This is a genomic window from Amycolatopsis oliviviridis (assembly GCF_014654365.1).
Classification (GTDB): Bacteria; Actinomycetota; Actinomycetes; order Mycobacteriales; family Pseudonocardiaceae; genus Amycolatopsis; species Amycolatopsis oliviviridis.
Map to the genome: position 1 here is coordinate 327,147 of NZ_BNAY01000006.1, position 14,535 is coordinate 341,681.

A 14,535-nucleotide genomic window follows, 5' to 3' on the forward strand; every position below is an offset into this window, starting at 1 on the left:
ATCTCTCTCACCAGGCCCTTTCGGCGTTCTGGGGTGTCAGTTCGTCTCTTGGACCGCGCCCGGCGCCTGCGCTCCGGCACCTGGCGTCGGCTCGTTACGCGAGCCACCGGGGTCGTTGCCCGAGGCAGGCGGAGTCGTCGACGTCGTGGGCGGCGGCGGTTCGCTGGACGAGGTCGGCGGGGTCGGGCTGGGAGTCGTGGTGCCCGGCAGGCTCGTGCCGGGGTTGCCGCCTCCGGGCAGCGACGTCGGCGGAGCCGTCGGCTGCGGAGTGGGCGGCGGAGTCGTCGCGACCGGCGTCTGCGTCGGCGACTGCTGATCCGACGGCAGCGGCTGCTGACCGGGGTTCTGCAGCTGGGCACTCAGCTGGCGGTGCTGCTCGAGCAGCTGATCGCGGTTTTCGTCGTCGGTCACCTGGCTCAGCGCGGCCTGCGCCTCGTCGAGCGCCTTGCGCGCGTCGTCGAGGCGCCCGCCGGCGAGCGCGAGGTTGGCCTTCTCCAGATCGAGTTTGGCCGCGGCGGCGGCCTCGACCGACCGGGCGTGGTCGGCGTAAAGCACCTTGGTCAGGCCCCAGAGCGTGTCACCAGGCTGCGCGTCCTTCGCGGCGAGACCGGTACCGGCGAAGGCGATGGCCAGGACGGCCGCGGCGGCGGCCACCGGGACCAGCAGCCGGCGTCTTCCCCCGTGTTTGCGGGCGAGCGCGGCGGTCTTCACGGTGACGACGGCGGTGTCGACGTCGACGAGCTCCGCGAGCGGCTCGCTGTCGATGTCACGCCGCCAGGCCAGCAGCAGCGCGTTGAGCTCCTGATCGCCGAGGTCGTCGGCCATCTTCGGGTCCGAGCCACCGAGGGCGTCGAGCAGCGCGTCATCGGCCTGAACGGCCGACAGATCAGCGGCGAACTCGGCTTCGGAGGACGTCAGCCCTCTCTCGAAGGCCGTCAGTTCACGATCGGTCCCAGGGGAGAACCGATGGTCGCGGTCGGTCACTCAGATCACCTCCTCAGCGGCCAGAACCTTACGTAGGCGCGCCAAGGCGCGATGCTGGGCCACCCGGACGGCGCCGGGGGTGGACCCCACGGCCTCGGCCGTCTCTTCGGCGGACAATCCCACGACCACGCGCAGGACCACGATCTCACGCTGCTTGTCGGGCAGGACGCGCAGCAGCTGCGACATGCGCTCGTTCAGCTCGCCCTGGAGGGCACGCTGCTCGGGGCCGACGCCGCCCTCGACCTCGTCGGGGACTTCGGCGACCGGCTCGGCGCGGTTGCGGGCCGCGGCGCGATGCGCGTCGGCCACCTTGTGCTGGGCGATCCCGTAGACGAAGGCCAGGAACGGGCGGCCCTGATCACGGTACGAAGGCAATGCCGTGAGCACCGCGAGACACACCTCCTGAGCAACGTCGTCTGCGGAAGCGAACGAACGCTCCTGCCTGCCAACCCGAGCGCGGCAGTACCGCACTACCAAAGGACGGATGGCCGCCAGCAACCGCTCGACCGCTTGAGGATCACCCTCAACAGCAGCGGCGACCGGCTCATCCAGTCCGTCCCCCACATTGGCCATCGCAGACAACAGTCCCAGTGTTACGTATAGGCGTGCAAAGAGTCCGGCGTGTGACTTCGGGGGCCACTACCGGTGACAGCTACCGTACCGCCCGGCCCGCCGCCTTTCGTTGACGGCCGTCATCGGCGTGCCGCCATTCGGCGAACACGCTGAAATCCGGGTCTTCGCCGGTTCCCTTCGCTCATGGTCGAAATTTCGACGAGCCGGAACACAGCGGGGTACGACGATCCGCCCGGAGGCGGACGCGCTCGGGCAAGAGTGCCCGAGCGGTGAGCATAAAAGCGCGAAGCGTGACAGGAAACACAGGTACGGGCCAGGGGTACTCCCCCGGCCCGTTCGTCACCCGTCGTGCGATCCAACCAGCGAAATCAAGAAAGCGTTGTCAGGAAACAAGTCCACGGCGGAATCCGTGGGCGACCGCCTGAGCGCGGTCCCGCACGCCGAGCTTGCGGAACAAGCGGCGCGCATGGGTCTTCACGGTGTCTTCGGACAGGTACAGCTCGCGGCCGATCTGCCCGTTGCTCTTGCCCTGGCTCATCCCGCGGAGCACCTGGAGCTCGCGCTCGGTGAGCTGGACACCGGGGTCGGACGGCTACCGGGGCGCCGGTACCGAGGTGCTGGCGAGCGTGTGCGCCAGTGCGGCGACCAGCTCGGGACGCGAGGCGTCCCAGCGCAGGTAGCCGCGGGCTCCGCCGGCGATCGCGGCGGCGATGCTGCCCGCGTCGTCCGGGGCGCCGAACACGATCACGTTCGCTTGGGGGTTCGCCGAGACGAGCCGCCGGGTGGCTTCGACGCCAGTCGGGACAGCGCGCTGGGTACCGACCAGCACGACGTCGACCGGCTGACGGGAGTACCGGGCCAGCAGCTCGTCACCGTGCGCTACGCAGTCGATGCGACTGACCCCTGGGACCGCGGACATCACTCGAGTGAGCCCTTCGCGGACACTGCGTCGGTCGTCGCAGATCAAGACCGTCGTCACGGGGTTTCCTTCCTGCAGCCGGGTGACATTCCACTTCCCCTATCGGACGCTTTAGCCCGAACCTTGACACGATCCGGTGGCTTTTTTTGAAGTTTCTTAGCCCGGTTGCCGGAATGGGCCCTCCAACAGGCTAGACGCCCTCAGAGGGGGACCCACGGAGATTCCCGGGCGAGCCACCTCCCGCAAGGATCTGCGTGCCGTAACACTGCGTGCAACAGTTCGGCCCCTCTGAATCGATACTCATCGGCGTGTCCTGCCGTCAGGTCGGCCGCGACCAGGCACGCGACCCACAGAAGTGAATTGAATTCGTATTTCCCGGCGGTTTCACGCGCGCTCTCCACCAGCGCTTTCGCGCGGTCCCGCTCAGCGGAACTTCCATTCGCGATGGTCACGCCGAGTACAAGCTGTGATTTGACGACATGCCGACACGCGCCCCGGGCCCGAGCCGTTTCCAGCGCCATTTCCGCAGGTTCGATCGCCGCGCCGGAAAGGTTACCGGCCAGTTCGATTTCCGCGCCCACCCAACCGGCCCTGGTCCGGCTACGCCAGTTGCCGGTGTGCGCGTGCGCACGCGCCAGCAGCCGCCGGGCGGCGGTCAGCCTGCCGCGCCCGAGGTTGTCCGCCGCGAGACCGAGGAGGGCGTCCGCCCGTGCCCCCTCGGCGTCCAGGCCGTCGGGGTCGGGCTCCCCGCGCGGCTCCGCGATCACCAGCGCGAGCGCCTCGCCGTCGAGGACGAGCGCCGCCGCGTGCCCGCCCAGCTGCCGCCGATGCGACGCCAGCGTGCTCGCGGCCAGCGACGCGAGCACCGGGTCTTCGCTCGTGCGCAACCCGTTCAGCATGGTGGCCGCCGCCGCGTACCGCCCGCGGGCGCCGAGCCCGATCGCGGCGAGCAACCGTCCGCGAGGTGACGCGGGCACCGCGAAGGAGTTCGGCGGCCGCACGCCGTCACCGAACGCGGCGGACCGCAAGGACTCTTCCATCGGTCCTTTCTATCGCCTCGCACCGACAAGAACGTGCTCGATCCGGTCGGCGGCCGTCGCCAGCTCGCCGAGCAGTTCGATCTTGTCCGGGAGCGTGGCGGGATCCCAGCCCGGGCCGCAGGCGAACAGCCTGCTGCGCTGACGGCCGCGGGACACCCTGGCGAACAGGCGCGGGTCCGCGGTCGCGCGCCGTCCCGACCACAGCACGACCGCCGCCGGGACACTGCGGCGGACCGTCACCGCGAGCACCTCGGCGGGCAGCGAGGCGCCGAACAGCTGCGCGCCGATCCGGCGGCACCCGAGCGCCGCGGCGAGCGCGTACATCGGCAGGTTGTCGCGTTCGTCCGGCACACAGGTCAGCAGGACCGGCCGCTGGTTGCGCGGTTCGCGGAGGACGGGTGTCGCGCGGACCAGGGCGGCGTACACGCATTCGGCGAGCAGGTACTCGACCTCCGCGCCGGCGCTGACGCCGCGCCAGCGGGCGCCCAGCGCGGTCAGGACCGGCGACACGACGCCGGTCCAGGCGGGCAGGACGCCGAGCTCGCGGATCGTGTCGGCGAGCATGCGCTGGACCGCGCCGAAGTCCATCGCGAGCGCGGCCGTGCTCAGGCGCCGGGCGAGGCGGGACGGGACGTCGTGATCCTCGGCGGGCGGCGCTGCGGTCCGCTCGTCCACTTGGACCACGGAGGATTCCGGGATCTCCGTGGCCGTCCGGGGCATCTGTTCGAGCGCGTATTTCGCGGCTTCGGCCGTCGAGGCGCCGCGGAGCAACGCGCGCTGCATCAGTTCGAGACGGCCGATGTCGGAGCTGCCGTAGCGGCGGTGACGGCCGTTGGTGTGGCGGCTCGGTCCTACGCCGTATCTACGGTCCCAGGTGCGCAGGGTGGACGGTGCGACCCCGAGCCGGCGAGCGACCGAGGCCACCGGCAGGGTGGGTTCTTCACTGCTGATCCGAGATCCCACTCGACCCAATATCCAGGCAGGCCGGGGCGGGGGCAACCGGAACGGAAAGTACCGCTCACACATCCGGGGGATGCCTAACGGCTGAATCGTCTTGAATCTCTTGAACAAGTATTGGCGCGCTTCTAACGTTACCGCCGTTGCACCGAATGGAGTATCCGCAGCGCAGCAGAGCAGGTAAACGCTTCGACCGGATGACGGAGGCGGTCAGGATGGCGGACACACGCAGGCTCCCGGGACCCAACGCGGATGTGTGGGACTGGCAGCTCGAAGGGTCGTGCCGGGGCATGGACAGCGCGTCCTTCTTTCACCCTGACGGCGAACGCGGGCCGGCCAGAGCCCGCCGCGAGGCGAGGGCCAAAGCCGTGTGCCTGGCCTGCCCGGTGCTGGCCATGTGCCGGAACCACGCGCTCGCCGTGCACGAGCCGTACGGGATCTGGGGCGGGCTGTCGGAATCGGAACGCGAGCACATCATCAAGGCGGACAAGCGCACATTGAGCATGTCGAACGGCTGATCAAGCCGAGTTCGGCAACGCGGAAGGGCGGCATCCGGGTGGGGTGCCGCCCTTCCGCTTCCCCGGCCCGGGACGCGTCACGATTAGCCCGCGAAAGTCGCTCCGCCCCGCACCTGGGCTCCCACGCCGCCAAATCGCGATTAGCCCGCGAAACGCAGGTCGGCCCTGGGTGTCGCTCGTGCCGAGCGCATCGCGGTTAGCCCGCGAAAGTCGCTCCGCCCGCGACCGCACTCCCCTGCCGCCAGATCGCGATTAGCCCGCGAAACGCAGGTCGGTGCGGGAACCCGGCGGATCGCGGTTAGCCCGCGAAAGTCGCTCCGGCGGGGCAGGGGTCGGGACAGCAAAGCGGGGCGGCACTCCGGGTGGAGTACCGCCCCGCTTCGAGGGTGGAACTAGTGCGCGTGGCCGTGACCGGCCGCGGCGGGCTCCTCTTCGGCCGGCTTCTCGACGACGGAGCTCTCCGTCGTGAGCACGAGCCGGGCGATGGAAGCGGCGTTCGCCACCGCGGACCGGGTCACCTTGACCGGGTCGACGATGCCGGCGGCCAGCAGGTCGGTGAGCTCGCCGGTGGCGGCGTTGAAGCCGTGCCCCCAGTTCTGCTCCTGGACCTTGTTCACGATGACCGCGCCCTCGTGGCCCGCGTTGGTCGCGATCCAGAACAGCGGGGCGGACAGCGCGTCGCGGACGATGCGCACACCGGTCGCTTCGTCGCCCTCGAGGCCGAGGCCACCGTCGAGCTCCTTGACCGCGTGCACGAGCGCCGAGCCACCGCCGGGCAGGATGCCCTCTTCGACGGCCGCCTTGGTCGAAGCCACGGCGTCCTCGATGCGGTGCTTACGCTCGTTCAGCTCGGTCTCGGTGGCCGCGCCAACCTTGATCACCGCGACACCGCCGCCGAGCTTCGCCAGCCGCTCCTGCAGCTTTTCGCGGTCCCAGTCGGAGTCGGTGTTCTCGATCTCCTTGCGGATCTGCGCGACGCGCCCCGCGATGTCGTCCTTGGTGCCGGCACCGTCGACGAGCGTGGTGTCGTCCTTGGTGACGACGATCCGGCGCGCGTTGCCCAGCTGGGCGAGCGTGGTCTCGGACAGCTTGTGCCCGATCTCGGCCGAGATGACCTCGCCACCGGTGACGACCGCGAGGTCGTCCAGGAACGCCTTGCGGCGGTCACCGAAGAACGGCGCCTTGACCGCGACGGCGGTGATCGTCTTGCGCAGCGAGTTCACGACGAGGGTCGACAGCGCCTCGCCGTCGACGTCCTCGGCGATGATCAGCAGCGGCTTCTTCGCCTCGACGACCTTCTCCAGCACCGGGAGCAGGTCGGCCAGGGCCGAGATCTTCTCGCGGACCAGCAGGATGTAGGCGTCCTCGAGGATCGCCTTCTGCTCCTCCGGGTTGGTCGCGAAGTGCGCCGACAGGAAACCCTTGTCGAACTGCACACCCTCGGTGATCACGAGCTCGGTCGCCAGCGTGGACGACTCCTCGATCGTGATGACGCCGTCTTCGCCGACCCGCTCGACGGCCTCGCCGAGCAGGGCGCCGATGGCCGCGTCACGCGAGGTGACGGTGCCGACCTGGGCGATGTTGTCGCGGCCCTTGACCGGGGTCGCCTTCTCCTTGAGGACCGCGATGACCTTCTCCGCGGCGGCCTCGATGCCGCGGCCGACGGAGGTCGGGTTGGCACCGGCGGCGACGTTGCGCAGGCCGACCTTCACCAGCGACTGCGCGAGCACGGTCGCGGTCGTGGTGCCGTCACCGGCGACGTCGTTGGTCTTGGTGGCGACGCTCTTGGCGAGCTGGGCGCCGAGGTTCTCGAACGGGTCGTCGAGCTCGATCTCGCGAGCGACGGTGACGCCGTCGAGGGTGATGGTCGGGCCACCGAACTTCTTGTCGAGCACGACGTGGCGACCACGCGGGCCGAGGGTGACCTTGACCGCGTCGGCGAGCTTGTTCACCCCGCGCTCGAGCGCGCGACGAGCGTCCTCGTCGAAACTGATCTGCTTGGGCATGGCCTGTTCCGCTTACCTTCCAGTTCTAAAGCACGGAAAACACGAACGCCCCGTTCCCCGGCAATGCGGGGCCCGGGGCGTCATGCGCTGAGAGCGGACGTCAGTTGATGACGGCCAGCACGTCGCGAGCGGAAAGGATCAAGTAGTCCTCACCGTTGTACTTCACTTCGGTGCCGCCGTACTTGGAGTAGATGACGACGTCGCCGACGGAAACGTCGAGCGGGACGCGGTTGCCCTTGTCGTCGATGCGGCCCGGGCCCACGGCCAGAACCTTGCCCTCCTGGGGCTTCTCCTTGGCGGTGTCGGGGATGACGAGGCCGGAAGCGGTCGTCTCCTCGGCCTCGCTCGTCTGGACAACGATCTTGTCCTCGAGCGGCTTGATGTTCACGCTCACCGGGTTGACCTCCACGGTCGTCGAAAGCGTTGGCAGGATGAGTTACGGCTCCTACCACCCCCGCCGTCGCGGGTGCCGGGGCGTGTTCGGGCCGTGCAATTAGCACTCTAGCCATGTGAGTGCCAGCTTCGCAAGGAGGGTCCGATCACCTTGTCCCCGAGCTCCTGACCGGCCCTTTTCCCGCGCTTGCCCCGCAGCGCGTGCCCGTCCGATTACAGCACCTTGCCATCGAGGGCGAGTTCGGACCGCGTGCGCCGTGGTGCCCCTACCTTCGGATCGGCACGCCGGAGGCGAGGAACGATGTCGCTGTTCCTCGCGCGGAACAAGCTGTCGGTGTATCTGCGCCTGATGCGGGCGGACAAACCGATCGGCGCGCTGCTGCTTCTGTGGCCGACGCTGTGGGCGCTGTGGATCGCGGCGGCGGGCAAGGAGGCACGCTGCCTGTTCGGTGTCCTGGTTCTGCTTTCCTTCCTGGTGGCGACGACGCTCAATTCCCTGACCGTCGTGCTCTCGGTGGTGGCGTCGGTGCTGGCGTGCGCTTATCCGTTCGCGAAGCGCTATACGCATCTACCGCAGGTGGTGCTGGCGCGGCGTTCGGCTGGTCGATCCCGATGGCTTTCGCCGCCTCGGGCGGATCCCTGCCGCCGGTTTGCTGGCTCCTGTTCATCGCCAACCTCTTGTGGGTCGTCGCGTACGACACGCAGTACGCCACTGTCGACCGGGACGACGATCTGAAGATCGGCGTGAAGTCCACGGCGATCCTGTTCGGCCGCCACGACCGGCTGGCCGTCGGCGTCTTGCAGGGCGCGATGCTGACGCTCATGGTCGCGATCGGCCGCGTGAAGTTGCTCGGCTGAACGTTCGATCTCGCCGTCGTGGTCGCGGGCGTGCTGTTCGTCCACCAGGGCAGGCTGACCGCGCGACGCGAGCGCGACGGCTATTTCCGGGCGTTCATGAACAACAATCAGGTCGGCATGGCGCTCTTCCTGGGCCTGCTGCTGGCAGATCGCGTTTAGCCCGCTAAACGCAGGTCGGGCGGCCGGAGCACGATTAGGGGGCTAAACGCAGGTCGGTGAGGGAGCCCACCAGGGCATCGGGCTGGAGAGCGGCGAGGGTCCGGCGCTTGGCGAGCGTCGTCGCGAGAGCGACCGAAGCGATACCGGCGTCGCGAGCGGCCAGGACGTCCGCCGCCGAGTCGCCGACCATGACGCATTGCCCGGGCGACGTGCCGAGAGCCTTCACCGCGGCGTCGAGGAGCGCCGGATGCGGCTTCAAGTGCCCAGGATCGCTCGTGGTCCGGGCACTGATCCGGCGGACGTACTCGGCGAGTTCGTGCAGCCCCAGGAAGGACCTGACCGCGTCGACGGAGTTGTTGCTGACGATCGTCACCGTGAACCCTTGCGCGACCCACTCGCGGAGCACCTCCGCGGCACCGGGAGCCGGCGAGACCTGCGCGACGGCCTCCCCCTCGAACCGGCTGAGCTGCCGCTCGACGACGTACGCGGCGTTCGGACCACACGAGGCCGCGTACCGGAGAACGTCGAACGGATCGGCGGAAGCACTCACCTCCGCGGGCAGATCAGGCTCGACGAGGCGCTTGAGCCTGTCCGCCACCTCGCTCGCCGTCAGCTTGGCGAACACATCGCACACCGGACCGTCGAAATCGAGGAAGACGTGGTCCTTCTCCTGCAGAAGCTCCTTCACCCCAGGCATGCCTCCACCTTGCCACCGACCTGCGTTTAGCCCCCTAATCGCGCTCCCGCCGGCCGACCTGCGTTTCGCCCCCTAATCGCGATCTGGAGGGACCTTACGGAAGAGGCGGGTTTCTGGTTAGGTTCCGACCATTGGGGTCGGTCCTGTTCAGCAGACCTAGTCACTGGGGGTAAACGCCCATGCCGCGTCCCTTCCGTCCCGTCACCCTCGAACCGCTCCGGCGCCGGTCCAAACGGACCGCCGGGCTCGCGGTCCTCACCCTCGCCGCCGGTCTCCTCGCCGCCGTCCCCGCCGAAGCCGCTCCGGCGGATCAGCAGCGGCAGCGGGACTTCGCGGCCGCCGCGCGGGAGTTCGGCGTCCCCGAGCACGTCCTGCTCGGCGTCTCCTTCCTGGAGTCGCGCTGGGACTTCAACGCCGGAACCCCGAGCACCTCCGCCGGTTACGGCCCGATGCACCTGACCGACCTGCGCGAAGCGGGCGCAGGCACGCATCATGACGAAGGCGGGGAGGACCCGCGCGGCGACGACGCCCGCCGGGCGAAACTCCCCGTGACACCGGCGCCGAAGCCTCCCCCGCCCGGCCTCCAGACCATCGACGAGGCCTCCTCGTTGATCGGCCAGGACGTCGCGACGCTGCGCACGAACCCCACGCAGAACATCCGCGGTGGCGCCGCTCTCCTGGCGAAGTACCAACGCGAAGCCGGCGACTGGTACGACGCCGTCGCGCGCTACAGCGGCGCGAAGGACGAAGCGGGGGCAAGGTCCTTCGCCGACGAAGTCTTCGACACGATCTCCAAGGGCGTCAGCCGCAAGACCGACGACGGCCAGAGCGTCGCCCTCGCCGCCACTCCGGTGAGCCCCGCCCGCGTTCAGGCGGAAGACCCGAAGACGGAGTGCCCGAAGAAGGTCTCGTGCCTTTCGGTGCCGGCGCCGTACCAGGAGCTGCCGAACAACGACTACGGCAACCACGACAAAGCGGACCGGCCGAAGAGCCAGAAGGTCGAGTACATCGTCATCCACGACACCGAGGGCTACTGGAACACGGCGATGGACCTCGTCCGGGACCCGACGTACGTGAGCTGGCACTACACGATCCGCTCGTCCGACGGCCAGATCGCGCAGCACGTGCCGACCAAGGACGTCGCCTGGCACGCCGGCAACTGGTACGTCAACGCGAAGTCCGTCGGCATCGAGCACGAGGGCTTCGCCGCGAAGGGCACTTGGTACACGGAGGCGATGTACCGCACCTCCGCGAAGCTCGTCGGCTACCTCGCGCGGAAGTACGACGTCCCGCTCGACCGCGCGCACATCATCGGCCACGACAACGTCCCGGGCACGATCCCCTCGACGATCAAGGGCATGCACTGGGATCCAGGCCCGTACTGGGACTGGTCGCACTACTTCGACCTGATGGGCGCGCCGCTGACGGGCTTCGGCCGTCCCGGTTCGCCGCTGGTGACCATCACGCCGGACTTCGCCACGAACCAGCCCGCGTTCATCGGCTGCGAGGGCGCCGGAAAGCCTTGCCCGGCAAGGGGTTCCGGTTCGGTCGTGCTGCGGAGCGAGCCGAACGACTCGGCACCGCTGCTCAAGGACATCGGCCTGCGCCCGGACGGTTCGGCGAGCACGATGGACGTCTCCGACATCGGTAGCCGGGCGGAGACCGGCCAGCGGTACGTGGTCGCCGAGCGGCGTGACGGCTGGACGGCGATCTGGTACCTCGGCCAGAAGGGCTGGTTCCGCGACGCGCGTACGACGAGCCCGGCGTTCGGCCTGGTCGTCACCCCGAAGCCCGGTCTGGCGACCGTCCCGGTGTTCGGGCGCGCGTATCCCGAGGCGGAGGCGTACCCGGCGAACGTGCCGGTGCAGCAGGTCGTCCCGCTGCCGTACACGTTCCCGGCCGGGCAGCGGTACTCACTCGGCAACGTGGTCGGCTCCGAGTACTACTCGGCGACGACGTTCGACCCGGCGAACCACGTGGTCGTGAAGGGCAAGACGCGGTACGTGCAGATCCAGTTCGGGCACCGCATCGCCTTCGTGAAGGCGGACGACGTCCGGATCCTGCCCGCCTTCTGACCTCCCGCCCCGGATCGCGTTCAGCGGGCTAAACGCGATCCGGGCGCGGGTCAGGAGTCCAGGGCGACCTTGACGCCGGGGGCGTGCTCGGTGTTCCGCCGCGTCTTCGACCAGCCGTTCCGGCCGCGGACCAGGCGGAACAGCGCCCGCCACGACGTGATGTAGAACGTGTAGATGTAGAGCGCGTAGGCGAAACCCATCCCGAGCCCGCGCAGGAGATTGCGGCTCTTCAGGCATTTGAACTGGTAGATCGGGCCCCACACGATGAACGGCAGCAGCCCGAACGAGCCGTAGATCGCGAACAGGATCCACGCGCCGTCGTCGGCGAACCAGGTCCACACCTGCGCCGGATCCCCGGCGGTGGTGAAGAGCAGCAGGATGAACGGGATCGGGTACAGCAGCGAGCCGAGCAGCTGCATCCACGGTTGCGCGAGGTAGTACATCATCTCCGCCGCGCCCAGCGTGCTCACGTGCGGCGAATCCCAGATCCGCCGCAGGTACCGCGAACACTGCATGGTGCCCTGGCCCCAGCGCGTGCGCTGCACCAGGAATCGCCGCAGGCTGTACAGGCCTTCTTGCTTCACATGGGAATCCGGTGTGTACCCGGTCCGCCAGCCCGCGGTCAGCAGGTGCACGCCGAGTTCGAAATCCTCCAGCAGCGAACCGCGCCACGGCTGTTCGTCGTCGCCGGCGATCGAGTCCAAGGCGGACAGTCGCGTGAACTGGCCGTTGCCGCCCATGGAGATCGTGCCGGTGAACCCGCGCGAGGTCTGGATCGCGGCGATGGCCGTGCGGAACTCGAGATCCTGCAGTTGAGCCAGTTTCAGCCCGAAAGCGCGGGAGAACCAGTTCCTCCCCGGCGGGCGGCTGTCGGCGTTGCCCATCCAGACGTCGAGTTGCACCGCGCCGATGGTCTCGTCGCCGAACAGGTGGTCCGCGGCGCACACTTCGAGGCAGTTCTCCGCCGGGCGGCCGTCCGCGTCGACGACCACGACGACCACGTCGTCACGGCTCGCGTCCGGGCCCATCCAGAAGTTGAGCGCCTGATAAGCGGCGTTGAGCGCGTCGCCCTTGCCCGTCCTCGCTTCCGGGCGCCGCCGGGGAACGAGGTGCAGATACGGGTCGTAGCCGCCGTTGCGCCGCCAGATCGACTTGACGACCCGGGCCGTGCGGTCCTCTGAGTCGTCGTCGACGACCCAGACGTGCGCATGCCGGAACGTCGAGCGCAGGTACCGCACCGTTTCGCGGATGACGGTCTGCTCGTCCCGGCACGGGACGAAGAAATGCCAGGTGAAGTCGGTCGCGTCGCCGACGGGCGCGGGTTTGCGCCGCAGGTACGGCACGACGATCACGACCACGTACACGATGAACGCGACGCTCATGGTCAGCGCGAACGCCTGGGTGATCGCGAGCAGGATCTTGATCGAACCGCTGCCCATCAGGCGGCCTCTCGCTCGGCCCGGGGTTTCCGGGTGCTCAGCCAGACGAACAGCACGAGGGCGATCGCGCCACCGAGGACGCTGACCATCGAACCGAGCAGGGTGTGACCCCAGTAATAACCTTCGTCGATACCCATCACGTTCACGAGGCCGACGATCGCCAAAACCCTCATCTGATTGACAAGAATGACCACCGCCGCCGAAATCGCCAGCGAGAAGAACAACCTCTTCGCATTCTTCGGGCGGAAATACAACATGACCGCGGTCACCAAGAGCAACGGCAGCAACATGAATGCCGAAGAGCATTCCGGCGTCATTCGTAACCCGAGTGGAGTATCGCCCGACAACCCAAAGTAGACAGTCTCGCGCTCACCGGCGACAAAGACACCCGATGAGGTGACAACCCTCAGTATCAACCCCGAAAGCTGCACCTCGAAAACCCGATACAGCCGTTCGGCCAGCACCAGACCGACCGCCGTGGCGATCACCGCCAGCACCGCCATACGCAGCTGGAACCGACTGGAACTCGGCAAAGGAGCGCTCGCAACGGCCACGATGACCCTCTCAGGAAAGGCGCAGCAGACGACGGGATTCAGCGAAGCGGACAGGGACCTCGCCGACGAGAGTAAGTCAGCGAGAACCAGTCCTTTCGGCCGGGGTTCGCATTCACAACGTGATCACGACCCCTTTCGGCACGATCGTGGAAAAACTGACTAGGCCGAAAGAGTGACGTTCTCGACGACCTGCGGACAACGCTCGGAGAACCACCCGATCCGGTGATCCTGGCAATTTTCGGTTCAATTTGAGAAACACTCGGCGATAGACGATCCGCGAGCCGAGTCTGGCCAGCTGAGGATTCGTCCGCACCGGTTGTGCCCACGTGCCGACCGCAGATGAAAGAAAACCCCACGAATCAATTCGGAGGACCAGTTGAAGAACACGCACCTCTTGCGACGAGGCGGACTGCTCGCCGCTGTGGTGGCGAGCGTGGCTCTCGCCGGTGCGGTGCCCGCCTCGGCGGCCCCCGGCGACGGCTCCGCGTATGGCGTCAAGGTCGATGTGAAACTCCTCGGCCTCGACGCGGTGAAGGCAGGACCGCTCGCCGAAGCGAAGACCTCCGGGCCGACCACCAACAGCCTCGCGAAGGCGGATCTCACCGGGATTCTCACCGCCGGCGCGATCAACACCGAAGCCAAGCGGGACGACAACTCCGGTGCCGTGACGGCCAAGGCCAGCACCGCCGATGTCGGTCTGCCGCTGCTCAAGGGCGCCCTCGGCACCGTCGGTGCCAAGGCCGTCGAAGCCACCTGCACCGCGACCCAGAAGGGTGTGCAGGGCGCGACGAACCTGGTCGGGGCGAACCTCGGCAGCGCGGGCGCCGTCGACTCCACTCCCGCACCGAACACCCAGGTCAAGGTTGGTCTCGGCGCCATCAACGTTGCGACGATCATCCTGAACGAGCAGATCAAGAACAGCGACGGCAGCCTTACTGTCAACGCGATCCACGTGAAGTTGGCCGGCGACGCGCTCACGCCGATCGGCTCCGGCGACGTGATCGTCTCGTCGGCCACCTGTGGTCCGGCGGGCCTGCCCGTGCCGCTCGCGTCGGGTGCCGGCCTTTGGATCGGTCTCGGTCTGCTCGGTGCCGTCGCCATCCCGGTCGGGATCCGCGTCGTGCGCGGGCGTCGACCGGCGACCAGCGCCTGACCAGGATTAGGTGAGGTCCGGATGTACAAGTTGCCTGGCGCCGGGGTCGGTGTCGCCGGTGGCGGAGTGGGTGCCCTCGCCGCCACCGGGGCCGATGTCGGCTGGTGGCTGGCGGTCGGCGTGATCCTGCTGGTTCTCGGAACCATCGCGGTCGTCGCCGGCTACCGCCGCACGAAACGGCTCGGCCGGACGGGGAGCTGACGCTCCCCC

At 68.5% G+C, this 14,535-nt stretch carries 14 protein-coding genes and 2 pseudogenes; 6 read left to right on the forward strand and 10 right to left on the reverse strand.

Going from position 1 to position 14,535, the window contains the following annotated elements; all coding sequences use genetic code 11:
• Window positions 1-36: 36 nt before the first annotated feature.
• From IE302_RS26775 to IE302_RS26795, 5 genes and pseudogenes are all read right to left on the reverse strand, one after another.
• The gene (locus IE302_RS26775) at window positions 37-984 is read right to left on the reverse strand and encodes an anti-sigma-D factor RsdA (protein ID WP_191257221.1); all 948 of its coding nucleotides are present in this window, start codon (window positions 982-984) and stop codon (window positions 37-39) included.
• On the reverse strand, window positions 985-1,557 hold the full coding sequence (locus IE302_RS26780; RefSeq protein ID WP_026467317.1) for a sigma-70 family RNA polymerase sigma factor: 573 nt from the start codon (window positions 1,555-1,557) through the stop codon (window positions 985-987). It abuts the gene before it with no gap.
• 382 nt (window positions 1,558-1,939) lie between these two features.
• A pseudogene (locus IE302_RS26785) lies at window positions 1,940-2,536 on the reverse strand (response regulator transcription factor).
• Window positions 2,537-2,676: 140 nt separating this feature from the next.
• Window positions 2,677-3,516, reverse strand: coding sequence for a hypothetical protein (locus IE302_RS26790; RefSeq protein ID WP_191257222.1), 840 nt, complete (start codon window positions 3,514-3,516; stop codon window positions 2,677-2,679).
• A 9-nt stretch (window positions 3,517-3,525) separates the two neighbouring features.
• The gene (locus tag IE302_RS26795; protein ID WP_191257400.1) at window positions 3,526-4,440 is read right to left on the reverse strand and encodes a MerR family transcriptional regulator; all 915 of its coding nucleotides are present in this window, start codon (window positions 4,438-4,440) and stop codon (window positions 3,526-3,528) included.
• A gap of 248 nt (window positions 4,441-4,688) precedes the next feature.
• Here IE302_RS26795 and IE302_RS26800 point away from each other — a divergent pair, with 248 nt between their 5' ends.
• Window positions 4,689-4,991, forward strand: coding sequence for a WhiB family transcriptional regulator (locus tag IE302_RS26800; RefSeq protein ID WP_037335869.1), 303 nt, complete (start codon window positions 4,689-4,691; stop codon window positions 4,989-4,991).
• Between the two features lie 392 nt (window positions 4,992-5,383).
• On the opposite strand, the gene groL is transcribed toward IE302_RS26800, so the two are convergent.
• Window positions 5,384-6,997, reverse strand: coding sequence for a chaperonin GroEL (groL, locus tag IE302_RS26805; protein WP_191257223.1), 1,614 nt, complete (start codon window positions 6,995-6,997; stop codon window positions 5,384-5,386).
• A gap of 100 nt (window positions 6,998-7,097) precedes the next feature.
• Window positions 7,098-7,391: a co-chaperone GroES gene (gene groES / locus IE302_RS26810; protein WP_007031106.1), complete on the reverse strand. Its 294-nt coding sequence runs from the start codon at window positions 7,389-7,391 to the stop codon at window positions 7,098-7,100.
• A gap of 348 nt (window positions 7,392-7,739) precedes the next feature.
• On the opposite strand from groES, the pseudogene IE302_RS43275 reads away from it, so the two are divergent.
• Window positions 7,740-8,248: pseudogene (locus IE302_RS43275) on the forward strand (UbiA family prenyltransferase).
• Window positions 8,249-8,278: 30 nt separating this feature from the next.
• A complete protein-coding gene (locus tag IE302_RS43095; protein ID WP_268246781.1) occupies window positions 8,279-8,407 on the forward strand; it encodes a hypothetical protein in 129 nt (42 codons plus the stop codon).
• 34 nt (window positions 8,408-8,441) lie between these two features.
• Here IE302_RS43095 and IE302_RS26820 read toward each other — a convergent pair whose 3' ends face one another.
• A complete protein-coding gene (locus IE302_RS26820) occupies window positions 8,442-9,104 on the reverse strand; it encodes an HAD family hydrolase (RefSeq protein WP_191257224.1) in 663 nt (220 codons plus the stop codon).
• A 179-nt stretch (window positions 9,105-9,283) separates the two neighbouring features.
• Here IE302_RS26820 and IE302_RS26825 point away from each other — a divergent pair, with 179 nt between their 5' ends.
• Window positions 9,284-11,179, forward strand: coding sequence for an N-acetylmuramoyl-L-alanine amidase (locus tag IE302_RS26825; RefSeq protein WP_191257225.1), 1,896 nt, complete (start codon window positions 9,284-9,286; stop codon window positions 11,177-11,179).
• 50 nt (window positions 11,180-11,229) lie between these two features.
• Here the strand turns inward: IE302_RS26825 and IE302_RS26830 are convergent, their stop codons facing one another.
• Window positions 11,230-12,618, reverse strand: a complete 1,389-nt coding sequence (locus tag IE302_RS26830) for an XrtP-associated glycosyltransferase (RefSeq protein ID WP_191257226.1) — start codon at window positions 12,616-12,618, stop codon at window positions 11,230-11,232.
• Window positions 12,618-13,121: an exosortase P gene (gene xrtP, locus IE302_RS26835; protein ID WP_191257227.1), complete on the reverse strand. Its 504-nt coding sequence runs from the start codon at window positions 13,119-13,121 to the stop codon at window positions 12,618-12,620. Before xrtP ends, IE302_RS26830 begins: the two co-directional genes overlap by 1 nt.
• A gap of 427 nt (window positions 13,122-13,548) precedes the next feature.
• Here xrtP and IE302_RS26840 point away from each other — a divergent pair, with 427 nt between their 5' ends.
• Window positions 13,549-14,325, forward strand: coding sequence for a choice-of-anchor protein CoaP (locus IE302_RS26840; RefSeq protein ID WP_191257228.1), 777 nt, complete (start codon window positions 13,549-13,551; stop codon window positions 14,323-14,325).
• 21 nt (window positions 14,326-14,346) lie between these two features.
• On the forward strand, window positions 14,347-14,526 hold the full coding sequence (locus IE302_RS26845) for an LAXTG motif-containing small protein (RefSeq protein ID WP_191257229.1): 180 nt from the start codon (window positions 14,347-14,349) through the stop codon (window positions 14,524-14,526).
• The last annotated feature ends 9 nt before the right edge of the window (window positions 14,527-14,535 follow it).

What these genes read in the sequence shown, in the direction of transcription:
- IE302_RS26800 (WP_037335869.1), top strand. Translation starts at nt 4,689, where the DNA reads ATGGCGGACACACGCAGGCTCCCGGGACCCAACGCGGATGTGTGGGAC.
- IE302_RS26790 (WP_191257222.1), bottom strand. Translation starts at nt 3,516, where the DNA reads ATGGAAGAGTCCTTGCGGTCCGCCGCGTTCGGTGACGGCGTGCGGCCG.
- IE302_RS26780 (WP_026467317.1), bottom strand. Translation starts at nt 1,557, where the DNA reads ATGGCCAATGTGGGGGACGGACTGGATGAGCCGGTCGCCGCTGCTGTT.
- IE302_RS26830 (WP_191257226.1), bottom strand. Translation starts at nt 12,618, where the DNA reads ATGGGCAGCGGTTCGATCAAGATCCTGCTCGCGATCACCCAGGCGTTC.
- IE302_RS26820 (WP_191257224.1), bottom strand. Translation starts at nt 9,104, where the DNA reads ATGCCTGGGGTGAAGGAGCTTCTGCAGGAGAAGGACCACGTCTTCCTC.
- groL (WP_191257223.1), bottom strand. Translation starts at nt 6,997, where the DNA reads ATGCCCAAGCAGATCAGTTTCGACGAGGACGCTCGTCGCGCGCTCGAG.
- xrtP (WP_191257227.1), bottom strand. Translation starts at nt 13,121, where the DNA reads ATGGCGGTGCTGGCGGTGATCGCCACGGCGGTCGGTCTGGTGCTGGCC.
- IE302_RS26845 (WP_191257229.1), top strand. Translation starts at nt 14,347, where the DNA reads ATGTACAAGTTGCCTGGCGCCGGGGTCGGTGTCGCCGGTGGCGGAGTG.
- IE302_RS26825 (WP_191257225.1), top strand. Translation starts at nt 9,284, where the DNA reads ATGCCGCGTCCCTTCCGTCCCGTCACCCTCGAACCGCTCCGGCGCCGG.